The organism is Geobacillus vulcani PSS1, from assembly GCF_000733845.1.
GTDB classification, from domain to species: Bacteria; Bacillota; Bacilli; order Bacillales; family Anoxybacillaceae; genus Geobacillus; species Geobacillus vulcani.
Window position 1 is genome coordinate 1198344 of the sequence record NZ_JPOI01000001.1, and the last position, 23647, is coordinate 1221990.

22 protein-coding genes are annotated in these 23647 nt (G+C 52.8%); 13 read left to right on the forward strand and 9 right to left on the reverse strand.

Annotated features, from left to right (window positions below; translation table 11 throughout):
- Nucleotides 1–77: 77 nt before the first annotated feature.
- The 4 genes from N685_RS0106440 to ssuE all read right to left on the reverse strand — a co-directional run bounded on the left by N685_RS0106440 (nucleotide 78) and on the right by ssuE (nucleotide 3360).
- Nucleotides 78–1196: an LLM class flavin-dependent oxidoreductase gene (locus N685_RS0106440; protein ID WP_031406850.1), complete on the reverse strand. Its 1119-nt coding sequence runs from the start codon at nucleotides 1194–1196 to the stop codon at nucleotides 78–80.
- Between the two features lie 110 nt (nucleotides 1197–1306).
- Nucleotides 1307–1666: a hypothetical protein gene (locus N685_RS0106445; protein ID WP_021322695.1), complete on the reverse strand. Its 360-nt coding sequence runs from the start codon at nucleotides 1664–1666 to the stop codon at nucleotides 1307–1309.
- A gap of 100 nt (nucleotides 1667–1766) precedes the next feature.
- Nucleotides 1767–2675, reverse strand: coding sequence for a LysR family transcriptional regulator (locus tag N685_RS0106450; RefSeq protein ID WP_031406852.1), 909 nt, complete (start codon nucleotides 2673–2675; stop codon nucleotides 1767–1769).
- A gap of 130 nt (nucleotides 2676–2805) precedes the next feature.
- Entirely contained in the window at nucleotides 2806–3360 is a 555-nt protein-coding gene (ssuE, locus tag N685_RS0106455; RefSeq protein ID WP_031406854.1) for an NADPH-dependent FMN reductase, read from the reverse strand.
- A gap of 243 nt (nucleotides 3361–3603) precedes the next feature.
- Here ssuE and N685_RS0106460 point away from each other — a divergent pair, with 243 nt between their 5' ends.
- The 3 genes from N685_RS0106460 (at nucleotide 3604) to N685_RS0106470 (ending at nucleotide 7331) form a co-directional block, all read left to right on the forward strand.
- The gene (locus N685_RS0106460; protein WP_031406856.1) at nucleotides 3604–4479 is read left to right on the forward strand and encodes an ROK family protein; all 876 of its coding nucleotides are present in this window, start codon (nucleotides 3604–3606) and stop codon (nucleotides 4477–4479) included.
- Between the two features lie 336 nt (nucleotides 4480–4815).
- The gene (locus N685_RS0106465) at nucleotides 4816–5739 is read left to right on the forward strand and encodes a TetR/AcrR family transcriptional regulator (protein ID WP_031406858.1); all 924 of its coding nucleotides are present in this window, start codon (nucleotides 4816–4818) and stop codon (nucleotides 5737–5739) included.
- Nucleotides 5724–7331, forward strand: a complete 1608-nt coding sequence (locus N685_RS0106470; protein WP_031406860.1) for an MDR family MFS transporter — start codon at nucleotides 5724–5726, stop codon at nucleotides 7329–7331. The genes N685_RS0106465 and N685_RS0106470 overlap by 16 nt, the downstream gene beginning before the upstream one ends.
- Nucleotides 7332–7533: 202 nt before the next feature.
- Here the strand turns inward: N685_RS0106470 and N685_RS0106480 are convergent, their stop codons facing one another.
- Together N685_RS0106480 and adh are read right to left on the reverse strand one after the other, a co-directional pair.
- Nucleotides 7534–7893 (reverse strand): DUF779 domain-containing protein, encoded by a 360-nt coding sequence (locus N685_RS0106480; protein ID WP_031406862.1) that lies wholly within the window; start codon nucleotides 7891–7893, stop codon nucleotides 7534–7536.
- A gap of 508 nt (nucleotides 7894–8401) precedes the next feature.
- A complete protein-coding gene (gene adh, locus N685_RS0106485; RefSeq protein ID WP_031406865.1) occupies nucleotides 8402–9922 on the reverse strand; it encodes an aldehyde dehydrogenase in 1521 nt (506 codons plus the stop codon).
- 207 nt (nucleotides 9923–10129) lie between these two features.
- On the opposite strand from adh, the gene N685_RS0106490 reads away from it, so the two are divergent.
- Nucleotides 10130–10321 carry a hypothetical protein gene (locus tag N685_RS0106490; RefSeq protein WP_031406867.1) on the forward strand — a complete coding sequence of 64 codons (192 nt, stop codon included), beginning with the start codon at nucleotides 10130–10132 and terminating at the stop codon, nucleotides 10319–10321.
- 58 nt (nucleotides 10322–10379) lie between these two features.
- Here the strand turns inward: N685_RS0106490 and N685_RS0106495 are convergent, their stop codons facing one another.
- Nucleotides 10380–10946 carry a hypothetical protein gene (locus tag N685_RS0106495; protein ID WP_031406869.1) on the reverse strand — a complete coding sequence of 189 codons (567 nt, stop codon included), beginning with the start codon at nucleotides 10944–10946 and terminating at the stop codon, nucleotides 10380–10382.
- 448 nt (nucleotides 10947–11394) lie between these two features.
- Between N685_RS0106495 and N685_RS0106505 the strand changes: the two genes are divergently transcribed.
- From N685_RS0106505 to N685_RS0106530, 4 genes are all read left to right on the forward strand, one after another.
- Nucleotides 11395–11829: a DUF1284 domain-containing protein gene (locus N685_RS0106505; RefSeq protein ID WP_031406873.1), complete on the forward strand. Its 435-nt coding sequence runs from the start codon at nucleotides 11395–11397 to the stop codon at nucleotides 11827–11829.
- Nucleotides 11830–12095: 266 nt separating this feature from the next.
- Nucleotides 12096–13472, forward strand: coding sequence for an aspartate kinase (locus tag N685_RS0106515; protein ID WP_031406875.1), 1377 nt, complete (start codon nucleotides 12096–12098; stop codon nucleotides 13470–13472).
- 686 nt (nucleotides 13473–14158) lie between these two features.
- The gene (locus N685_RS0106525) at nucleotides 14159–15058 is read left to right on the forward strand and encodes a processed acidic surface protein (protein ID WP_031406878.1); all 900 of its coding nucleotides are present in this window, start codon (nucleotides 14159–14161) and stop codon (nucleotides 15056–15058) included.
- 6 nt (nucleotides 15059–15064) lie between these two features.
- On the forward strand, nucleotides 15065–15694 hold the full coding sequence (locus N685_RS0106530) for a class D sortase (protein WP_031406879.1): 630 nt from the start codon (nucleotides 15065–15067) through the stop codon (nucleotides 15692–15694).
- A 52-nt stretch (nucleotides 15695–15746) separates the two neighbouring features.
- On the opposite strand, the gene N685_RS0106535 is transcribed toward N685_RS0106530, so the two are convergent.
- The gene (locus N685_RS0106535) at nucleotides 15747–16187 is read right to left on the reverse strand and encodes a YwpF-like family protein (RefSeq protein ID WP_031406882.1); all 441 of its coding nucleotides are present in this window, start codon (nucleotides 16185–16187) and stop codon (nucleotides 15747–15749) included.
- Nucleotides 16188–16429: 242 nt separating this feature from the next.
- On the opposite strand from N685_RS0106535, the gene ssb reads away from it, so the two are divergent.
- The gene (gene ssb / locus N685_RS0106540) at nucleotides 16430–16789 is read left to right on the forward strand and encodes a single-stranded DNA-binding protein (protein WP_171660791.1); all 360 of its coding nucleotides are present in this window, start codon (nucleotides 16430–16432) and stop codon (nucleotides 16787–16789) included.
- 118 nt (nucleotides 16790–16907) lie between these two features.
- On the opposite strand, the gene N685_RS0106545 is transcribed toward ssb, so the two are convergent.
- The gene (locus N685_RS0106545) at nucleotides 16908–17315 is read right to left on the reverse strand and encodes a helix-turn-helix domain-containing protein (protein WP_031406886.1); all 408 of its coding nucleotides are present in this window, start codon (nucleotides 17313–17315) and stop codon (nucleotides 16908–16910) included.
- A 208-nt stretch (nucleotides 17316–17523) separates the two neighbouring features.
- Here N685_RS0106545 and N685_RS0106550 point away from each other — a divergent pair, with 208 nt between their 5' ends.
- The 4 genes from N685_RS0106550 to N685_RS0106565 all read left to right on the forward strand — a co-directional run bounded on the left by N685_RS0106550 (nucleotide 17524) and on the right by N685_RS0106565 (nucleotide 23471).
- The gene (locus tag N685_RS0106550) at nucleotides 17524–18033 is read left to right on the forward strand and encodes a hypothetical protein (protein ID WP_031406888.1); all 510 of its coding nucleotides are present in this window, start codon (nucleotides 17524–17526) and stop codon (nucleotides 18031–18033) included.
- A 174-nt stretch (nucleotides 18034–18207) separates the two neighbouring features.
- Nucleotides 18208–19566 (forward strand): peptidoglycan-binding protein, encoded by a 1359-nt coding sequence (locus tag N685_RS0106555; protein WP_031406890.1) that lies wholly within the window; start codon nucleotides 18208–18210, stop codon nucleotides 19564–19566.
- Nucleotides 19567–19611: 45 nt separating this feature from the next.
- The gene (locus N685_RS0106560; RefSeq protein ID WP_031406892.1) at nucleotides 19612–20391 is read left to right on the forward strand and encodes a hypothetical protein; all 780 of its coding nucleotides are present in this window, start codon (nucleotides 19612–19614) and stop codon (nucleotides 20389–20391) included.
- Between the two features lie 371 nt (nucleotides 20392–20762).
- The gene (locus tag N685_RS0106565; protein ID WP_031406894.1) at nucleotides 20763–23471 is read left to right on the forward strand and encodes a hypothetical protein; all 2709 of its coding nucleotides are present in this window, start codon (nucleotides 20763–20765) and stop codon (nucleotides 23469–23471) included.
- Nucleotides 23472–23647 lie beyond the last annotated feature (176 nt).

Genomic DNA, 23647 nt, shown 5'->3' on the forward strand with positions numbered 1-23647 from the left:
CGTGGTTTGCAATAGGAACCTCTTTGTTGATCAAGCCGATAGCGCGCAAATCATCGGCTTGTTGTTGCAAATCACGATTAGATCCATACTTCCGTTTGTCGAAGGCGCTCGCGAACAAGAGGGATCACGGAAGTTCCTACTTGCTCGATCGTCTCTAAGTGAGGAAAGCCGCGCAACAATACGTAATCAAAGCCGAGGCCGATGAATTCAATCAGCCGATCAGCCACCTGCTCGGGAGTACCGACGAGTGCAATCGAGTTGCCCGACAGCACTTGAGTGAGCCCGGCCCATAAGTTCGGACCGATTTGGAAACGCCGCTCGGCGCTCGTTTTCATCAATTCGTGCAATCGTTTCGCACCAACCGAATCTCCCTTTTGAATCAGCTCGTCCTTTTTTCGTTTCGCTGACTCCGACAGATGGCTGACCAACGCATCGGCCTGCTCCCATGCTTCTTTTTCCGTTTCGCCCAACACGACTTGAAACGAGATGCTGTAACGCAGCGTCCGACCATAATGCGCTGCTTTTTGCTTCATTTCCTCGATTCGTTCTTTCATCCGTTCGAACGTCTCGCCCCACATCATGTACACGTCCGCTTCTTTCGCCGCTACTTCTTTGGCAATGTCCGAGGCGCCTCCGAAATAAATGGGTGGGCGCTGTGCGGGTTTCGGAAACAGTGAGGCGTTTTCGAGACGGTAAAACCGTCCTTCATACGTGACGGAAGGGAGAGTAAACAGTTGCTTCAACAGATGGATGTATTCCCTCGTCCGTTCATATCGCGTATCATGGTCAAGAAAGTCCCCCTCAGCCGCTAATTCTTCTGGTGAACCGCCTGTCACGATATTGGGCAATGCCCGCCCATGTGTCCAACAATTGATCGTCGCCAATTGTTTGGCAAAAATAGCAGGTGAAGTGGCGCCAGGACGGGCGGCGAACAGAAGGTGCAATTTAGTCGTCCGCGCTGCCAGATAAGCAGCGACGGCCAACGAATCGAGGCAACCTGCGCCTGTCGGCAACAGCAGCGTGGAAAAGCCATGGGCTTCCGCTGCTTTCGCAATCGCCTCAATGTACTCGACTGTCGGTGGACGCTCTGGATTCTCGTCCGTTCCGGTCCAACTGTTCAAGTTCGTCGAATTGCTGCCAAGACCGACGAATGTGCTGTCTCCAGATGTCGGGGCCATCGTAATAAATTCAACCATGTTTCCTCCTCCTTGTGGTCGGGATGGATCATCATCACGGGATCGTCTTCAAAAAGAGAAAAGAGAACAGAGCGCTTTTCGCTTTGACCGTTGTTCGTGAACGGTCCTTGTCAGCTGGCGACAATCATTTCCGCCGGCAGCCGATCACTTGATGAAAGCAGACCATTCCGCCACCGCTTTTCGAATTCTCGGAACGGAATCGGCTGTTCCAACAAATAAAATTTGACTTGTTGCTCGACTGCTTGAGCGTAGGAGCGTTCACAAAACATATTTGGCGGGGAAGCGAAGGCGTCGGCTCCTTTTTCTTTGGCGAAACGGAGAACCGCGCTTCGGCGTCCCCCTTGCAACTGCTTGGCGATATTCGGATAGTCTTCGTACGTTTGCGAACTCGTGTGATAAAGGCGAATGGTCGCTCCTTCAATGATGGGGACAACGTTTTCCTGCTCATCGAGAACAAGGGCAATGATCATCAATGTTCCCTCCATATCATTTCCTAGTAATTTTATAGGTTTAATAAAAATATAAAGGAGCTACTTCCATTTGTAAAATTGAAAAAATAGAAGTGATCGTTCAAAAAATATGAAGATCAGTAGAGCATCTGCCAGCACATTGATCAAGCAAAAAGCGAATCCATTTTTCCGTTGCGGGGTGGCTCGCTTCACTCGTAAACATCCGTAAGATGCCAACGGTCAGTCCATCGCAAAAATCGGCGATCGGTTGTGCCACCGTTCCTGCAGGAGGAGGAGTGACAGCAATCTTCGGCACGACAGCGATGCCAAGCGAAGCATGGACATAATATTTCAGCGCCAACATGTTGCTAATCTCGGTTTTGTATAAAGGTTGAATGCCTAACTCCACCAGGCGTTTTTCCAAATTGCGTCGAAATGGGCAGGCGGCGCTCGTTACAAGCAGCGGCTCATCGGCCAAATCGCGAAGATAAACGACGGATCGTTTCGCTAATGGGTGAGAGGCGGGAGAAAGCAACACCACTTCTTCGGAAAACAACGGTTCAAAGCTCGCTCCTGCCATGGTTTCCGGTGTTGCACAAATGGCTGCATCGATGTCTCCCCGCTCTACCATGTCCACAAGCATTTGGTTGCTATGAATTTGGATTGTAAACAGAATGTTCGGATGCTTGTCCCGAAAGGCGCTGAGCCATGCAGGAAGACGGTGACTGGCTGTCGGCTCCATCACCCCGATGCGGACGACGCCTCTTTCGCCATCAATGCATTCTTTCAATGTTTTTTGTAAATGGTCGAAGCTTTTGAGCAAAAATTCCCCTTTCTCACTTAACAATTTGCCTGCCTCGGTCAATTGGAACGGTTTTCCTCGCTTAATGAGCGTGATGCCAAGCTCTGCTTCTAAGTTTTTGATATGAGTCGTCACAGTCGATTGCGCGTAGTTCAACTCTTCAGCAGCTCGCTGGAAGCTTTTGTGTTTGACAACCGTTTGGAACGTTTTAATGGTGCGTAAATCCATAGGGTTTCCTTCCCTTCTTGTTCCATCTTGATGAACAGTCTTTTTCTTGTCCGATCACAAAAAAGGCAGATTGTCCTTCATCTGAAGTCAATCTGCTTTCATCATGACAGGAAGAGTAGGTGGGATGGGGTTAGTTTGTGAAACTTGGAATAGCAAGGCGCCGAATGGCAGAACCCAACTCTGATATGCTTTCATCGAGCCGACGCGTCAGTTCTTCGGGCAACGAGTATCCGCCTTCATGGAGGCGTTTCACCCATTGATCGACAGCGTACACGCCGCTCAAAATATAGCGTGCACCCAAGGCGGACAGAACGGGTTTCAATCCGTAGTCAATGGCTAACAGGTGAGCGAGAGAGCCGCCAATAAACAACGGAAGAACGACTTTGTGTTGTAGCCCTTTTTGCGGCAGCAAATCCAAATACGCTTTCAATACTCCCGTGTAGGCCGCTTTGTAAACCGGACTAGCAATGATCACGCCTTGAGCCTTCTCCACTTTTTGATTGGCCGCGACAATGGCGGGACCGTCAAATCGAGCCCGCAACAAATCCTCAGCGGGCAAATCGGTCACACGAATCTGTTCAGTCGTGAATCCCGCTTGATGCAAAGCATGTTCCGCATAGTCAATGAGTCCATTGAGTCGCGATGTAGGCGATGGGTTTCCGTTAAGGATGATGATATCGGGCATGATGTCACATTCCTTTCCTTCTATTTTTTAAATTCATATAGGAATACTATGTTTTTTTGTCATCGTATCACGGTTGCATGAGATATGTCAATCATCGAATGTATATTTTTTCTAAAAGGGAAGGGGAAGACAGTTTTAAGAAAATGATTGAACGGAAACTGAGAAAAAAAGAGGATTTTCTCTGAAAGGAAAGCTAAAATAAAAGTGGAACATGACAGAACAATATAAGGAAGGGAAAGTTTTATGATTCTAGGAGCCATTGAAGCCGGAGGAACAAAATTTGTCTGTGCCATCGGCGATGAACAGGGGAACATCCATGAACGGGCGGTGTTTCCGACGACGACGCCGGAAGAGACGATGGCGCACGTCATTGACTTTTTCCGTCCGCACAACGTTGAGGCGATCGGCATCGGGTCGTTCGGCCCGGTCGATTTGCGTCCGGACAGTCCAACGTACGGGCACATTACGAGTACGCCAAAACAGGCGTGGGCGAATTTCAACTTTGTCGGCACGCTAAAACAAGCGTTCCCGGTGCCGATCGGTTTTGACACGGATGTCAACGCCGCGGCGCTTGGCGAGCAGCGCTGGGGGGCGGCGCAAGGGCTTGACAGTTGCCTGTATATGACGGTCGGGACGGGCATTGGTGTCGGCGCCGTCGTGGAAGGGCGTCTGCTTCACGGAATGCTTCATCCAGAAATGGGACATATGTTCGTCCGCCGCCATCCGGATGACGCGTTTGCCGGCATCTGCCCGTATCATGGCGACTGTTTGGAAGGCATGGCGTCCGGCCCCGCGATTGAGCGGCGTTGGGGGAAAAAGGGGGCGGAGCTGGCCGACCGAAAGGAGGTCTGGGAGCTCGAGGCGTTTTATCTCGCCCAAGCCATCGCCAACTATATCCTCATTTTATCACCGAAAAAGGTGATCACGGGCGGGGGCGTCATGAAACAGACGCACGTGTTGCCGCTTGTGCGCCGACATGTGCAGGAGTTGCTCAATGGGTATGTTCAGCACGAAGCGATTCTCGAGAAGATCGATGAGTACATCGTTCTTCCAGGGCTTGGCGACAACGCCGGTGTTGCGGGTGCCCTGGCGCTGGCGGTTGCAGCGTCATGCGAATAATGGAAACGGCTGTCCACAGCTTTTGCGTGAAGTTGCGGACAGCTGTTTTTTTGTGGAAGACAGAATGACTAATTGTTCAATGGACGAGAATAAATAAATGACTTATTGGTCAAAAAAACATCGTTTTTTAGTTGCATAAGTTTGTAACGATAGTTTATAATGTCTTTGACTGTTTGGTCATATAGGATGTGGAGGGGAGGACAAGGGCCGATGTTCAGCGGCTGATGGAATGGCTGCGGCGGTGCGGCGTGCGCGCTGATTTGGTGAAACCGCGCATATTGTTGCCGTCTTATCTGCAGTGGATGGAGAGGAATGGGAAAGGAAGGAGACGCTGTCATGGATGAACGGCGTGTTCGATTTATTGAAACCGCGATGAAACTATTTGCGGAAAAAGGGTATCATGCCACCTCGATTCAAGATTTGGTTGAGGCGTGGGGCATTTCCAAAGGGGCGTTTTACCATCATTTCGCTTCGAAGGAAGAATTGCTGCTCGCTGTACTTCGCCACTACAGTGAAAAAATGGTGGCCGATTTCACGGCGGCTGGCGGGGATGGCCCGGAAAAGGAGCGGTTCATCCGCCAGTTGGCAGCCCATTTCTCCCATGTCCGCGAGTATAAGGAATTTTTGCGTATGGTGATGGTGGAACAATTGCCGAGAGTGAACCCCGAAGTAGGGCAATATATGTTCCGCCAGCATGGGCGCATGTTTTTATGGTATTGCACGCGCCTAACGGAGGTATATGGCGAGGTGGTGAAGCCATATGTGTATGATGTGGCCATGATGACGAACGGCATGATTCGGCAATATTTGTTTTACTTCTTTTTCCGCGAGGAGGCGTTTGATGCGGATGCAGTGGCTCGTTTTCTCGTGCGCCGCATTGATGCGATTGTTGCTAGCTTTGCGGCCGGCGAGCGCCCGTTGTTGACCGAGGAGGCGCTCGTGCCATGGATAGAACTCGAAGAGCGCGAGCGTGAGCGCCAGCGGGAGCGGTTGGTTTCGGCGTTTGCGGCCGTGCGGGAGGCCGCAAACGGGCTCGATCCGAAGCGGGCGAACGATGTGGTGGAGGCAACAGCAGCGCTGGAGGAGGAAGTGCTCGGGCGCCGTGAACCGCCGCGGGCGTATATGATCGAAGCGTTGCTGTTGTATTTGCGACAGCAGCAGGCGCCTCCGCTTGCAGCGGCCTTGGACGCGCTTAGCCAAGAGATTGAAGCGTATCAACGACTCAATGAATGGGAGAGAGAACCATGGAAAAAGCGTTAACAGTGCCAGCGAGCACCATTCGTCATCGCCCGTTGCTCATTACCGGGCTGATCATTGCCATGCTGTTTGCGGCGTTGGACGGGACGATTGTCGGAACAGCCATGCCGCGCATCGTCGGGGAGCTGCACGGACTGGGGATTATGACGTGGCTGACGACAGCGTACATGCTCACGTCGACGACGGTCGTACCGATCGCCGGCAAGCTTGCTGACTTATTGGGCCGTCGGCTTGTGTATGTGAGCGGGTTGGTCATTTTTATGGCCGGTTCGGCGCTTTGCGGCATGGCGAACGATATGACCCAACTGATCATTTACCGTGGTATTCAAGGGTTGGGCGGTGGCATTATGATGCCGATGGCGATGATTGTCATCGGTGACGTGTTCACCGGCAAGGAGCGGGCCAAATGGCAAGGGGTGTTCGGCGGCCTGTACGGCCTCGCTTCGGTGCTGGGCCCGCAAATCGGCGGCTTTATCGTCGACCATTTGAACTGGCGCTGGGTGTTTTACATCAACTTGCCGGTCGGCATTGTCGCCACGGTGCTGATTGCGATGGGATTAAGCAAATATAAAGCGGAAGGGCCGGTCAAATTCGACATCGCTGGGATGGCGACCTTGACGGCGGGCGTCGTCAGCCTGCTGTTGGGGTTGACGTTTGGCGGCGACCGATATCCATGGGGGTCGTGGCAAATCCTCTCGCTGTTTGCGGCAGCCGTTGTCTTTTTCGCTTTGTTTGTTTGGGCGGAAAAGCGGGCGGAGGAGCCGATCATTCCGCTCTGGTTGTTCCGCAATCGGACATTTACGCTCCTCAATGGCATCGGCTTTTTTATGAGCGTCGGCATGTTTGGCGCGATTATGTTTGTGCCGTTTTTTATGCAAGGCATTGTCGGTGTGAGCGCCACCCAATCCGGGACGATTATGACGCCGATGATGATCACGATGATCATCAGCAGTGTCATCGGCGGTCGGCTCGTCTATCGGATTGGCGTCAAACCGCAGTTGATCATAGGCATGGCCGTGATGGCCGCCGCGTTTGGACTGCTTGGCACGATGGGGGTTGACACGTCGAAATGGACAGCGACGCTGTATATGATGATTATTGGGCTTGGCACCGGCTTGGTCATGCCGATTTTGACGCTTGCTTTGCAAGAAAGCTTCCCGAAATCGGAACTTGGCGTTGTCACCTCTTCGAGCCAGTTTTTCCGTTCCATTGGCGGAACGTTTGGGATGACCGTGCTGGGTGCCATCATGAACCATCGTTCGAGCTCCTTGCTCGATGAGCGGCTCATGCCAAAGCTCGAAGCGCTGCCGGCGCAAGCGAAAGGGCTTGTCGACCGCTTTGCCGGCATGATCCATGATGATCCGCAAGGGCTGTATTCCGTTCTGCTCAGTCCGGAAGCGATGGCCAAGATTCCAGCGCCGCTGCGCGACATGTTCGTGCCGGTGCTGAAGCAATCGCTTGTCGATTCCCTGCAATCCGTCTTTTGGTTCGGGCTCGCGTTTATCGCGGTCGGCTTGCTGTTAGTGTTCGGCTTGAAACGGATTGTCTTGTCTGATCGGGCAGAGGCGATGAAGCAGGCAAAAGAGACTGAGTAAAGAAAAGGAAATGGCGGACCGCGCCTCGTTTGGTCAGGTGGCGGACCGCCATTTTTTTGCTGCGACGAACAAACCGCTCCGAAGGGGATAAAGCATCTGGGAACGGGGGCGAGTGGGAGCGGGCGGGCTCCGTGCTTTTCATTGGCCAAGCGATTCATGCATCGCACATGGCGGGTTCACAGCAGCGTCCCGCAATGGGCGGCTACGGCGCGCCTGCATCCGCGCTTTGGCCGAAGACGCGCGAGCGGGTGAGAAAGCGAACACCTTCCGGGCCTTCAAGCGAAAACATGCCGCCGCGCCCGGGAACAACATCGATAATCAGTTGTGTATGCTTCCAATATTCGTATTGCGCTTTGGCGATGTAAAACGGGCAGCCGCCGATTTCGCCAAGCAATACGTCGGAATCGCCGACGATCAACTCGCCGAGCGGATAGCACATCGGCGAGCTCCCATCGCAACAGCCGCCGGATTGATGGAACATAAGTGGGCCGTATTTCGCCTTCAGCTTTTCGATTAATGCCAGTGCGGCTTCCGTGGCGGTGACTTTCGGTTCCTCGGCCATCAGTTTCCCTCCTTTGCATGTCTGGTCATTTTGGGGCTATATAGATGCAACGAAGACGTTGAACAGATCCTTGACGGAAAAGCGATTGGACCATTTTCGACTGTCAAAGCAAGCCTGTGGCTTGCCTCCGTCACGCCAAGGCGTGACGGAAGACTGAACCACTGCCTGCTTCACAGCCCCATCGATGGGCCTGGAAGCGGTGTGGTTCGGTCGCCCGACAGTCGATCCCATCCTCGGTAAAAGCTGCAAATGGGAAAACTTCCAATGGCATCTATCTCGAAAATACCCGAATTCGAAAATGTGCAAAATTATAGAGGGGGATTTTCATCCTCCCGTTGGTGACGAATTTTTCCGTCAAGGGAGTCTATATAGATCGTGCTAGCCGTTTGTCGAACGACGATGTTGTCAAGGGCAAAAGAGGGTGTCCCGAAGAGCGGGACACCTCGTCAAAACAGGTGGCCGTCTCGCCTCCAAACCGAAGAGGCGAAGGAGAGCGGCTGGATGAATATTAGAACAAGCCGAGCTTTTTCGGTGAATAGCTGACGAGCAAGTTTTTCGTTTGTTGATAATGGTCGAGCATCATTTTGTGCGTTTCGCGGCCGATGCCGGACATTTTGTAGCCGCCGAACGCCGCGTGAGCCGGGTAGACGTGGTAGCAGTTCGTCCAAACGCGGCCGGCTTGAATGCCGCGGCCGAACCGGTACGCCGTGTTGATGTCGCGCGTCCAGACGCCGGCGCCGAGGCCATACAGCGTCTCATTGGCGATGGCGAGCGCTTCATCGTTGTCTTTGAACGTCGTGACGGCCAACACCGGCCCGAAAATTTCTTCTTGGAAAATGCGCATTTTGTTATGTCCTTTGAAAATCGTCGGCTTGACATAATATCCGCCGGCGAGTTCCCCTTCCAGCATGTTCCGTTCGCCGCCGATCAAAAGTTCAGCGCCTTCTTGTTTGCCGATGTCGATGTACGACAAAATTTTCTCAAGCTGTTCAGAGGAGGCTTGCGCGCCGATCATCGTTTCCGTATCAAGCGGATTGCCTTGCTTGATTTGTTTGACGCGCTCAAGCGCTCGTTCCATAAAGGCATCGTAAATGGACTCGTGGATGAGGGCGCGCGACGGGCATGTGCACACTTCGCCTTGGTTGAGGGCGAACATCGTAAACCCTTCGAGCGCTTTATCGAGAAACTCGTCATCTTTGTCCATCACATCAGCGAAGAAAATGTTCGGGGATTTGCCGCCAAGTTCAAGCGTGACCGGCACGATGTTTTGCGAGGCGTACTGCATGATGAGCCGTCCGGTCGTCGTTTCGCCGGTGAACGCCACTTTCGCCACGCGCGGATTCGAGGCGAGCGGCTTGCCGGCTTCTAAGCCAAAGCCGTTCACAACGTTGACGACTCCAGGTGGAAGCAAATCTTGGATGAGTTCGATGAGAACGAGGATCGACGTCGGCGTTTGCTCCGCCGGTTTCAACACGACGCAGTTGCCTGCAGCCAGCGCTGGAGCGAGTTTCCAGGCCGCCATTAAAATCGGGAAGTTCCACGGGATGATTTGTCCGACGACGCCGAGCGGTTCTTTGAAATGATAGGCGACCGTGTCGTGATCGATTTCCGAAATCGTGCCTTCTTGTGCGCGAATGCAGCTGGCGAAATAGCGGAAATGGTCGATGGCGAGCGGAATGTCAGCCGCGAGCGTCTCGCGGATTGGCTTGCCGTTTTCCCACGTTTCCGCGACCGCGAGCATTTCCAAGTTTTCTTCCATCCGATCGGCGATTTGGTTCAGCAAACGGGCGCGCTTTGCTGGAGACGTGCGTCCCCATGCGTCTTTTGCCGCATGGGCGGCGTCAAGCGCCAGCTCGATGTCCGCCGCTTTTGAACGCGGCACTTCGCAATACGGCTGCCCGGTGATCGGCGTAATGTTTTCAAAATACTCGCCGTCAACCGGCGGCACCCATTTGCCGCCAATAAAGTTTTCGTAGCGCTTCTTAAATGTGACAAGCGCGCCTGGCTGGCCTGGTTGTGCGTAGATCATCCCCCGACTCCTCCTTTGTTTTTTGTACACGCTTTCAATGGTAGGAATATTTAAAAAATTCCTTCCGATGATTAGATTAGCATGGCTGGACAATATTGTCAAACAGGAAAGATGTCGCCTAGCCGGGAGTGTGGAGGGCGGCATCATGGACGGCGATGCGGTTTCATCGTTCATGGCCTGAGTTTCCCCCAGAAAGGGACTTGTTCCGTGACGATCCGTTGGGGAGCCAAAGCAGCAAGCCCCTTTTTCCACGGCCTTCATTCGATCGTTGTTGCGGCGCGGGAGGCGGACGATGTTTCGGGAAATGAATTGCCTTGTTTCACCATCCGTTTGCTTGGCGATGAAACAGAGCCATTCTTTGAAAATGGTCCGATCCATGCCGCGCTTCCCGCCGCCTAAGAATCCGCCGGTGTTTGAGGAAAGGGCTGGCTTTCGCCAATCCTCTGGCGCGGCCCGGTTAATCGACTTCAAGCCCTTCAAGCAAACGGCTGGCGTAGACGCTGCAAAGATGATGGAACACTTCGAGCGCCTCATTTGGATCGGCGGTGAAAAAGGCGCTCGCTGCCGTTTCGTTTTCTTCGCGGACGAACTCAAGCAAAAAGTCGGTGGCGATCCGGTTGAACAAAAGAAGCGCACCGTAGGAGCGCTCAAGCTGGCGTTTCCGCTCGAGCGGGTCATCGATGGACAAAAACGGACGCTCATAGCGGGCAGTCATCTCTGACAGCCGGCGCTGGATCTTGCGCTGGGCGTCAGCGAGCATCGCCTCGATCGTCTGTGGCGATAGAAAGGTTTGCTCGCGCAGCATATAGCCCCAAATTTGCTTGAGCGCATGGGCCGATTCGCTCGCAAATGCGATGTTGCTGAGCAGATCGGCCTCGTATTGTTCGCCGCCATCGGTTTGAATGCGCAGCTTCATAATGATTTCAAGCACATCTGAATGAACTTTTTCTTTCCGCCACGATTTCGTCAGTTCATAAAGCAGGACGGAAAGCGAGTGAGCGATTTCTTCCTTTGTCATGGCCATCCCGTCCTTTCCGGAGATGAGGTTTGTTCGCTTTTTTTATTGTAACATGCCATCTCGCATAATAAATAGATGAAGCAGGGCTGCTATGACCGTCAAGCATGTTGTCCCCTGATCCGTCAGTGGGTGTGTCCGAACTGCGGAGCCGAACATGACCGGGACCATCACGTTGCCCGGCATATCCTGAATGAAGGGCTTCATTTGCTGTTTTGGAAAGTAAAGCAGCCCAACCGTGGGACGCACGGGGCTGGCTTGGTGAACAGCCTGCCGTGGGGCGGTGGTTCCCAAGAATCTCCCCCCTCTAAGCGTACGCGTAGGCGGGAGAGTGTTCAAACCGGCGGATCTTTCCATTGCTGAGGAGAGAAGCTTGGCGTATGATGGAAACAAAAGTGATTCAACATCATGGCGGCCGGTCGGCATAGAGTTGTATGAGGGAGAAAGGGGAGAGAAGATGAAACCGTTGCGTTTGCGCGGCCATCATTTGCTTTGTGTGCATGGATTTCGCGGCATGGGCTACAGCCCGTCGTTTGTCGAGAAAATGTGGGAGATCGTCGCCCGCATTCGTGATGAAAATGACGATTTTCCGATTGAAGTCGTCGCGGCGCTCGATGAGGCGTGCCTCGTCTGCCCACACCATGGGGAAACGACATGCGAAGCCGGTCCTGATTCTGACGCTCATGTCCGTTCGCTCGATGGCAATGTCATTCGCCACTTAGGCTTAGAGCCGGGCAGTGTGTATTGGAAGTCCGAACTGATTCAGCGGACGGCGGAACGGGTCAAGCCGGATGATTTGGATGAGTTATGCCGCGGCTGTTCGTGGCTGCCGTACGGCGTCTGCAAAGAAGGGATCGCCAACGTCCGACGCGGCAATGTGGCGCAAACGTGAGGAGACGAATGTCTTCGGAAAACATGAAGGAAGGCCGATGGAAAAACAGCGTGGTGCTGAACCATCGCCCGTTTGTCAAGGCGGAGGGAGTCTGTTGCATCGCCGTTTTTCCGACATCGTCTCATCTGTTTGATTGAGGATCATGGCCGGCGATGGCGGGGTTTTGGGCGTTCGCGGAAATTTCTAAAAAATGAATAGTTCCATGGGCGGAAAAATGTGATATGATAAACAATTATAGAGACTTTCGACAGAAAGGGTCATGAACGATGAAAGTAGCCAAATTCGGTGGAAGTTCGGTGGCGAGCGCCGCACAATTCCGCAAAGTGGCCGATATCATCAGCTCGGATATCGAACGCCGCATCGTCGTTGTGTCGGCGCCAGGAAAACGGTACAAAGACGATGTGAAAGTAACGGATATGCTCATCCAGCTGGCCGAACAAGTGGTGGCTGGCGAGCCGCATGAGAAAACGATGGAAGCGATTGTGAAACGGTATGCTGACATCGCCAATGAGCTGGGGCTGGAAGCCGACGGCTTTTTGGCTGAGCTTGTCGATGACTTGCAGTCGAAAATCAGCGCCTATCGAAGCGAGCCGCCACGGTTGTTTGACGCCATTAAAGCGAGCGGCGAAGACCATAACGCAAGACTCATGGCCTTCTATCTGCACGATCGTGGGCTTGAGGCGAGCTACGTCAGCCCGCTTGAAGCCGGCATTATCGTTACCGATGAGCCGGGCAACGCCCAAGTGCTGTCGGAGTCGTATGACAAATTGAAACAGCTGCGCGAACGGCGGGGCGTTTTGGTCATCCCGGGATTTTTCGGCTATTCTCGGTCGGGCCATATCGTCACGTTCCCGCGCGGCGGGTCAGATATCACGGGCTCGATCGTCGCCGCGGGCGTCAAAGCGGACGTGTACGAAAACTTTACCGACGTCGACTCGATTTATTGCGTCAACCCGTCGATCGTCGCTGATGCCCGCAAGTTGAAAGAAATCACGTACCGCGAGATGCGTGAGCTGTCGTATTCCGGATTTTCCGTCTTTCATGACGAGGCGCTCGAGCCGGTCTATCGCGCCGGCATCCCCGTTTGCGTAAAAAACACAAACAACCCGGCCGCCCCAGGAACGTGGATCGTCGCCAAGCGCAATCATATCGACGAACCAGTCGCCGGCATTGCAAGCGACACCGGCTTTTGCAGCATCAACATCAGCAAATACTTAATGAACCGTGAGATTGGCTTTGGCCGGCGTGTGCTGCAAATTTTAGAAGACGAAGGCATCTCCTACGAGCATACGCCGTCCGGCATCGACAACATGTCCATCATTTTGCGGGCGGATCAGCTTGCGGATGGGAAAGATGAGCGCATCCTCGCCCGCATCCGTGAAGAGCTTGCCGTCGATGAGGTGACCATTGAGTACGGCTTGGCGCTCATTATGGTCGTCGGCGAAGGGATGGAAAAAACGATCGGGATGGCGGCGAAAGCGACTGCTGCGCTTGCCAACGCCAACATCAACTTGGAGATGATCAACCAAGGTTCGTCCGAAGTGAGCATGATGTTTGGCGTCAAAGAAGAAGTCGTCAACGAGGCGGTGCGCGCCTTGTACAACGCCTACTTCCAACAGGCAGCGGTAGGCCACCTGTCCTAATGCGAAACAGGCGTCCGAAACTCGGGCGCCTATTTTTATGGGTTGAGAATCTCTCTTTACGTGATCAGTGGAGGAAGAATGAGTCAGCGTCTTTCATCATGGATGTCCTTCAACGCCGCTCAAAATGTCTTGAAAGACGGACTTCGTTGGAACAGCCCAATTGCAGGGATTACGTACATCGGCACGTACAGCTTTCTGGTGTTCAACTTCGTTGGAACAGTCCAATTGCGGGGACAGATGGGGATGGCCTGGCTGTTCGCGAGCTTCTCCCATCTCTAAAAAGACCGGTGATTAAAGGACATGTTGCTTCACCGCCTTGTTTCTCAGATCGAGAAACCTTGCGGCATCGGCTCCTCGTTTCACGTTATCCGACGTCAGCTAGGAGCGATCGCTGTTTTTCACCAGCCTTCTAAGCGTTTGCGTAGGAGGCTGGTGATTTACTCGCGCAACCGCTTCTCGGAATCGTTTCTCAAGTAGAAAAAACTTGTTGCATCAGCCTCTATGTTCACGCGTTCAATCATCGATCAAGGCAAACAGCGGTTTTTCACCAACCTTGTAGGTGGGAGAGCGTTCAAGCGCTCTCAGCCGAGCTTTCTTCTTTTTTCGCTGGTTGGCGTACATAAGAGAGGTATGTTCGGAAAATACTACCAATGTACGTCAAAGAAAGCGGAAGGGAGGAAGGACGCATGCGGCAATGGCTAGGAATGGCTGTGCTTGTCGCTGTTTTCGCTTCGTTTCCGGTTGGGGCGGCGGCCATTAGTCGAAGCGAGCTTGAGCAGTACGCCGAGGATGTCGGCTGGACGGTGAGCGACCTGTTGGCTTATTTGCATCGATACGGCTTGACAGCGGCCGATTTTCGCACGATGGATGAACTGAAACACTGGCTTGGCACGCCCATCACCGATGAGCGGCTTCACGCCTTGTTGCGCCGGCACGGACTGACGGTCGAGGAGCTCGAGGCGCTGCTTGGCCAGTTTGGCGAAACGGTGCAAGATTACACGTTTGTCGAAGATTTGGATCGGGCCATCCGTTTTTACTCGCAGCACAACGCCGCCATGCAGCAAATCAACGATTTGCTTGGGGCGCTCGGGATGACGGAACAAGAAGTGCGCGCGCTCACCCGCCATATTGCTTCCCTTGACACCCCGCAGTTAACTGAGCGTCTTTTGGCGCTTCGTGAGCGGCTGCGCCCGTTTGTGGAGACGGAAGGGCTGTGGACGGAAACAGAGCGACGCAAACTGCGGGCGATATGGGAAGAGGGGCTTCGCTTGCTTGAGCTTGAGGCGGACGTGCCGAGCATCAAGGCGGCCGGAGCGGAGCCGATCCACGTTCGATTGTACAACCGCCAAGGCGAAGAGGTCGCCGATATCGCCCTAACGCGGGAACTGTTGACATCGGGCTACATCGTCCGAGCGGGGGAGAAAGGCATTGACGCCGGGCTGCTCGCTGTAGAGATGAAAGGAAAGATGTATGGGGACAGATTGCCGGAGACGGCGTCGCCGTATTTGACCTATACATTGGCCGGCCTGTTGCTTGCTTTCGCCGGTTTCCTTCTTTACCGGCGGGTTGGGCGGCTGAAAGGGTGAAGGAAAGTGGAGTGCAAGCCTGCCCGGTTGTTGTGGGGGCGCCGGGTCGCCCAGTGGGCGGCGCTGGCGGCGATCGTCATCGGGGGGGCGACGGCCGGCTGGAATGGCTATTGGTACACCGTCGGTCGGATGGCGGTCAAGCGAGACACCCCTGCGCCCTCCCCATCGCCGACAACAAGCTTTCCAGCGGAACGTTCGGGGCAACAAGACGCCCCGCTTGGCGTCTACCTTGGCGAACTTGCCATTCCGAAGCTCGGAGTGGCGATTCCGGTGTATGAAGGAGTTCGAGAACAAGAATTGCGCCGAGGCGTCGGCCATTATCCAGCGAGCGATTGGCCAGGGCAAAAAGGGCATGTCGTGTTGTCCGGGCACCGCGATACGGTGTTTCGCCGTTTCGGCGAGCTTGAGATCGGCGATGCGCTGATCATCCGGACGGATCGCGCTGCCATCCATTACCGCATCGTCAACATCCGCATCGTCGATGATGACGACCGAACCGTTTTGGTTGAGAAAGCGCGTCCGACGCTGACGGTGACGACGTGCTACCCGTTTCGCCTGATCGGCCGAGCTCCAAAACGCTGCATCGTCACGGCTCGCCCGGTACGGGTTGATGCCCTCGAGTTTTCAGGAGGATGATCCACTTGCCTGAAGGCAAACCAAAAGGCTGGAAAGTGCGCTCTCCAGCCTTTTATCTTTTCCGTTCATGAGGTGCCTTGGCGTCGATTCGTTCATGCATTTGCTGGCGAAACTCTTGAAGCAAAGCCTCGCCTTGCAGCCCTTTCTTGACAAGGCCGGCCAGCACGACTTCCGCCAAATGGGTGCGCCGCGGGATCATCAGCCCTTCCATCAAGACGCTAATATGGCCGTTCATTTTCGTGATCGAACGGACGGCGACGAGCATGTTGGCCGGATCGTTGCTCGTGTGGGTGATCGTCACTTGCAGTTGAAACTCCGAACGCTGCTGCAAGCTCACAAACATTGGCTCATAGTCGTCATCCAAATACGCCTCGACGAGCCAGCGGTTTTGTCCGTCTTCTTTGTTGATGATCAACCCGTCAATAAACGGGATGTCTTGGCGGTGCATGTCGTCGTCGATGACCGAGAGCCCGACAAGCTTGAACGTTTTCATCTCGTCCACCTCATTACCGTGGTCTTATCCAAAATTATAGCACAGGCGGACGAGGGAAGAAAAATGGTCTGTATTTTTTCCGTCAGAGGGCAAAAACGCCATTTTGCCCCGCCATTGTCGACGAAGATTTCACCTTTTCGTTGGATTGTATCCATAAGAGTGCGCAAAAAAATGCAAAAGTCGCGATTTTACGACCCGAAACGAGATTCGTTATCATAAAGGTGCGGTGGAGGAAAGGGGGGATGCGCCGACACATGATCAACCAAGTCGTGTTGGTCGGCCGGTTGACGAAAGATCCCGAGCTTCGCTACACGGCCGAAGGGGCTGCCGTCGCGACTGTCACGCTGGCGGTGGCGAGAAATTTCCGCAACGCGGAAGGGGGGATTGACGCCGATTTCGTTCCATGCGTTTTATGGCGGAAAACGGCGGAACATACCGCCAATTATTGCCGAAAAGGATCGATGGTAGCGGTGATGGGGAGGATCCAAACGCGCCGCTACGAAAAAAAAGACGGTCAACGCGTCTATGTCACCGAAGTCGTCGCGGAGTCCGTCCAATTTCTTCACTCTGGAAAGAAACCCGAATGGCCAGAGCACGTATAGTCGTTTCCTCATGCATGCCTTTCAAAGCGAATCCCCAAGAGAAAGAACGTGTCCCCAAACACTCCCCCAACAGATGGCGCTAGCACGTCGCGGTTAGCGCTTTTTTTAGTATGGAGAGCTAAATGAGCTCGGAGCACTCTTTCACGATCGTTATGATCATCGTTTCGACATGTTTCCGCTTTTTATCCGGCAGCTTCGCAAGCGCGTACACGACTTCGCTCATCTCCCGGTTCTGAAGCAAGTAATCCAACGCCGCGAGCGCTGTTTCGTGTACGTCCGCCGTTCCGTACATGTCCGTCACTTCGCGCAATAGCTCTCGTTGGCGCGTTTCGCCGCCAAGCAAAAAATCGGCGCTCACATCAAACAGCTGGCACAGCTTCTCAAGCGACTGCACATCCGGAAGCAAGCTGCCGTTTTCCCATTTGCTGATTTGTGAACGCGATACGTTCAACTGCTCGGCCAGCTCTTCCTGCGTCCAGCGCCGTTGTTTCCGCAGTTGTTTGAGCGTCTCTCCGAGGTTTGTCATCGTTTGTCACCACGCTTTTCATCATTACTCTTTAAAGATAGAAAAGCATGGAGTCAATGGTTGTTCCTTTTTAGCCCATTCCTCTTTTTGTTTCCAAATCAGAACGAATTTATCAACGATTCTGTCGTTCGGCCTCTTTTTTGTCCAGGAAAGACATAGTACAATCAGTTAAAAAATGGTAAAGATGAACTGAAAAGAGGGGGTCAAGGTGAACATCTATCTTGCCGATTTTGTCATTTGTGAACGAAACGAGAAGAAACACGCCCAAACCATGTACCATATTTATATTAAGGAAATGAAAAATCCGTTTTCCGTGCAGCTGAAAACGATCGCTCCGGCCAGTTTCACCGATTCATTGCGCTCGCTGAAAAACGAAGGGGAGCGGATGCGTTTTGCATCGGAGGGGGAGGCGCTGTTCCGCACGATCACCTGCTCCAAGGAAGCTCAACTCTATTTTGTATTTAAATGCACGAGCCAACTTTACATGTTTATTGTCAAGCTCGATCTTCGCCAAAAAAAGTTTACCGTCGCCCTTTATGAGTGGAATGAACTGAGGCAAAAATACGTCCCGATCCGCGCGGATGAATGGCTGGCGATGGAAAAACAGCTCATTTATGAAGTGCTGCAATCGATTTACCTTGTCGACGATCGACGCGTATCGTACTGGTTCGCGCATCCGTCGCCGCCGAAGCGAAGCGCGCCCCGTTCCGGTGCATAAACTTCTTCCTTCTTCCAATCAAAAAAATCGTTTCCTTTCATGGTTTTCATCCGTTATACTGAAAATATAAAACATTACGATTTTGGCTCCGGGACGTCAACCGGTCTGAAGGACCATCCCGCATGAGCCCTTCAATGAAAAACGAAACAGACGGCGAAGGGAGAGGGCGCATCCGTGAAACCGAGCCATGTCATCTTCGCCGCCGCCATGGCTTCAGCTTTCTTTCTTGCACCGGATGACAGCCAGGCGGTGGAATGGAAAAAAGGCATGAGTTCCCCTGAAATCAAACAGCTCCAGCAGCGCTTGAAAGAAAAAGGCTTTTTCACATATCCGCGAGCGACGGGCTACTTTGGCTCCATTACCGAAGAAGCGGTCAAAGCGTTCCAACGGGCGATGAACTTGCCGGTCACCGGCATTGTCGATGACGCCACCTACACGAAGCTCAAAAGCGCGCCTGCCTCAAATGACATGCTCGCTCTCGGTTCCCGCGGGGCGGCCGTCAGTGATTTGCAGCGCTGGCTGAAGCGGCTCGGCTATTTTCACTACCCGCAAATCACCGGCTACTATGGCGCAGTGACAGCCGATGCCGTGAAGCGGTTTCAGCGGGCGAACGGGCTTCCCGCCACCGGGCGGGCGGATCGGGCGACGCTTGAGCGGTTGAAGCAAAAAGCAACAAGTCAGCTGGCCGCGTCATCTGACGTGCTGACGATCGGTGACCGCGGCGACGTCGTCCGCAAGCTGCAGCAACAGCTCCAGCAGCTCGGGTACTTTACTCATTCGGATATCACGGACTACTACGGGGTGCTGACGGCCGATGCTGTCCGCCGCCTTCAACGTGACAATGGTCTGCCCGTAACGGGGGTCTTGGACAATCAAACTGCCGCCCTCCTCGAGCGCGCGGTGAAAGCGAAAACAACCCCGCATGCACCGATCGAGCGCGAACGCTCGGTGATTCGCCTCTCGATTGGCGCGCTCGGTGAAGACGTCAAGCGCATCCAGACGAAGCTGAAAGAGCTCGGCTACTTTCTCCATTCCGAGGCTACGGGATACTACGGCGTCGCCACCGCCGACGCCGTCCGCCGTTTCCAACAAGCGGCCAAACTCCCCGCGACCGGCGTCGTTGACAGCGAAACATACGAGCGTCTGATCGGACAAGCCCCTGCGGCGAAACTGGACGTCATCGAACTCGTCGCCGATGCGGCTGAGTTGCTCGGTGCCCCATACGTTTGGGGCGGCGATACGCCGGAAGAGGGATTTGACTGCAGCGGCTTCATTTTCTACCTTTTCCAGCAACAAGGCGTCACCGTGCCGCGCACCGTCGCTTTGATGTGGAATGCAGGCGCATCGGTTTCCGCCCCGGAAGTCGGCGACATCGTCTTTTTTGCCACGACAACCAACAGCCCATCGCACGCCGGCATCTATATCGGAAACGGTCAGTTTATCCATAGCGGCGCCTCGACCGGCGTCACGATCAGCCGCCTCGACCAATCGTATTGGAAACAGCGGTACTTGGGGGCGAAGCGGTTGTTTTAGCATACTGGCACGACAACGATGACCAAAATGAGGAGGAAAACGAAGATGAAACATGCATCCCAAATGGCAGCCGCCATCTGCCTCGCCGCCGCCGTCGCCCTCGGGGGAAATGGGCAAACGGTTGACGCCGCCGTCCAATGGGGGCACGTTCAATGGAAACAAGGCATGATCGGCAAAGTCGTCATTTTGCGCGACACGCCCCTATATCGCTTGAACGGAATGGCATGGCAGTCCGCCATGACGGCGAAACAAGGGCGCGAGTATCGCGTCTACAGCCAAAAGCGGGCAGGCGGCGCCGTCTATTACAGCCTGGGAGGGGGGCTGTATGCCAAACAAGGGGACGCCATCCAATACGTGCCGTTCACCAAGGATGAGCTTCTCTCTCTTGTCGCCCGCTCATTGAAAGGGCAGTACATTCTTCAGGCCGGGAATGAATCCGTTCCGTTCGTTATTGAGCAGAAAAAAGGCAGCCGCCTGTTCGGCTGGTACTTATACGGCCAACATATGTCCTTGCCCGTTGAAGGGCGAATCGACGGTGCGACGGTGACGCTCTCCATTTTCTTCAACGACAACGTCGAAGCGATTGCCGACTCGATCTCCTACTTAAAAGCATACAACGTGCCGAAGGAAGAGATCGAAAAAATTGCCGAACAGCTTGCCAACAGCGGGGATTACGCCATGCAGCTGCAATTTTCCATCACCAACAGCCCGGAACAATTTTCAGGACAGTTCCGCTTTCTCGATCTGTACTTGAATGATCGCTATGACGTCGTCAAAATGACGCTGGGCCAACCGATGGACGTCACGGTGAAGAAAAACGATTGATGTTTTTGTACAAAATGTTTGCCAACCAAAACCATCAAACAGCAAAAATATCGTTCTAAATTTCCATTACCAGCATATTCATATCAATGTCGCCATCGATGGCAATAATTTCAATGGCATATTCTCTAAAAAATTTGTATTTAGGACTAGAATTTAGAAGAAAAATGTATTATTATAGGAGACGTGGAGCATTGAGGAATTCTGCTCAAGTGCTAGCAATGGATGCTAGGTTTTCTAATCAGCCCAGCATCTAGCCATCAAGGATGATATTGGTTGATGTTAGCACCTTTTGGACAATGAATCTACTAAACTGCCACGTTTAGTAGTCATTGTCTGGAGTTTTATAAAAACGAAGGGGGATTTTAGGCTTTATGGACAAAAAGAAAGCAGTCAAACTCGCTACAGCCAGTGCTGTTGCAGCGAGCGCTTTCGTCGCAGCCAACCCGCATGCTTCCCAAGCAGCAACGGACGTTGCGACGGTCGTGAGCCAAGCGAAAGCGCAAATGAAGCAAGCGTACTATACGTACAGCCACACGGTAACGGAAACGGGTAAACTCCCGAACATCAGCGACGTTTATGCCGCTTACAACAAAGCGAAGCAAGCGTATGCGGACGCTGTCGCTGTCGTAAACAAAGCCGGCGGCGCGAAAAAAGACGCGTATTTGGCTGACTTGCAAGCTACATACGAAACGTATGTATTCAAAGCCAACCCGAAATCGGGCGAAGCGCGTGTCGCTACGTACATTGACGCTTACAACTATGCCGTCAAGCTCGACAAAATGCGCCAAGATTTAGATGGTGCGATCAAAGCGAAAGACCTGCAAAAAGCAGAAGAGCTCTACCACAAAATCTCCTATGAGCTCAAAACGCGCACGGTGATCCTTGACCGCGTCTACGGTCAATCGACGCGCGAACTGCTTCGCTCGCAATTCAAAGCCGAAGCACAAGAACTGCGCGACAGCTTAGTTTACGACATCACGGTTTCGATGAAAGCCCGTGAAGCGCAAGACGCCGTCAAAGCCGGCAACTTGGACAAAGCCAAAGCCGCTCTTGACCAAGTCAACCAATACGTATCGAAAGTAACCGATGCGTTCAAAGCCGAACTGCAAAAAGCGGCCCAAGACGCCAATGCGGCGTATGAAGCGGCGTTGCCTCCAAAAGTGGAAAGTGTAACGGCTGTGAACGCTAAAACGATTGAAATCAAATTTAACAAAGCGATCGACGCTGCAACAGTAATTGACAACAGAGGCACAAGCGATACATCCGATGACGTCGTGAAAGCGACTGCTATCACACTCACAGCGATTGATGGTCAAGGATCGGTTTCCACTGTGAAAGCGTGGTTAAGCGATGATAAGAAAACGTTGAAGTTAGTGGTTGATGGCAGTCAATTTTTCACCAAACGTTATGTAGTTGATATTAAAAACGTCAAAACGTTGGATGGAAAAGATGTTCCGTCCTACACGACGACCATTGACACAACGGATTCGGTACGGCCGAGCGTTCTGTCATCCTCTTACGCCGACAACGGCTTGACGCTGAAAGTGAAGTTCTCTGAACCTCTTGCCAGCGTAGGAACAGTAAAATTGTACGACGGAACAACCGAAATTTCGGTTTCTCCGAAGTTCACGGCTGGCGACGATGAAATGACGATCAATCTCGCCTCTTCATCTGTGCCGGTGAATAAAGACCTGACATTGAAAATCTTCGGTGCTGTCGATTACAACGGCAATGTCATCAATCCTAACTCGGCTGAATTGACAGTCAAGAAGACGACGGTTGATACAACGAAACCAGTCGTCCAAAGCATCGAAGCCGTCAACACGAAAACCGTCAAAGTGACATTCAGCGAAAAACTGTCAGGCAATCCGACCATCAAAATCGGTGGCCAAACAGCTTCTGTTTCGGTTGATTCAACCGGCTTAGTCTACACGGCAACGTTGGCTTCCGCTTTGTCGGAAGGTGTGTATGCAGTTGAGGTGAGTGGTTATCAGGACTTAGCTGGCAATACTGGAGATGCATACACGAAAGTTGTTCAATTGAAAGCCGATAACACAGCGCCGAAATTCGTTAGCAGCCAAGTGGTGAAAATTGACGGTGTTGAGCATCTTGTGCTGACATTTGACGAAGAGGTAACGACTGGCAGCAACATTACAGTCGTTCAAGCGAACGATAAGTATATTGACGAAAACAACGTACTTAAATCTGTCAACACAACTTTGACAACAACTAGCGACAATTTCAAATTATATCTGCCGACAGACGGAAAATCGAAATCGGTTGCTTTGAATATTTCTTCCTTGCCAAAAGGCACGTATACTGTAACGTTGCCGAATGGCTTGGTAAGCGATTTGGCTGGCAACTCATATGCTGAGCGTAAGCAGATTACGTTCGTTCGCGGCTCTGACAGCCTAACGACGAAGCCGGCTCTTGATACAAGCTTTGACGGCAATGGGGTTCGAGCAGATAATAACAACGAATTAGTATTTGCATTCACGCAAAACTTGGATGCTTCGGCATTGAACTTGTCCAACTTCAATATTAATGGATTGACTGTCACGAAAGCAGTCTTCGATGGAGACACCAAGCACATTCGCGTGACGCTCGCTCCAGGAGCAAATACATGGACGGGTACACATGTCATTACTATCAGCAACATTAAGAATACGTCTGGGCTCGTCATGGATACCGTAACTGTAAACGAATTTATGAAAGAAAACGTTGCTCCGACGTTTACAGCGACTTTAACTAGCGCAGACGTCATTCGTGTCGACTTTAGCGAGCCGGTGGCAAATGCAACGATCAGTAGTGCACTTTCTTCTAACAACTTTACCGTAAAAGTCGATGGTAATGTTGTCAATGTCGCTGGTGTTTACGAAGACAGTGCTACTAATACAGCAGTAGGTCCGAAAGGATACAAAACGGTTTATCTGAAACTGAGCGCTCCTGTAACCGACTTGTCTAAACCGATTACGCTGTCCGCAACGGGCATTGTGGATGTGGATCAAGTTGGTACGATTGGTGAAACGAATAAAGTTGGCAACAACGTTTCCGATGCTGTTGTAAACGTGGCCAAATAAGCGGTGTGTCTATAGCAATGTAGCAACCCTCCCATGAAAGTGAGTTCACCACTTTCATGGGAGGGTCTTTTGTGAGATTGTTTTCCAAATAATGTGTCTGAGGGGCGGCTGAATTCAAAAGTTCTTCATCAAAAGTTGTGCTTGTCTGCTTTGGAATAGCTCTTACTTTCGTCTGC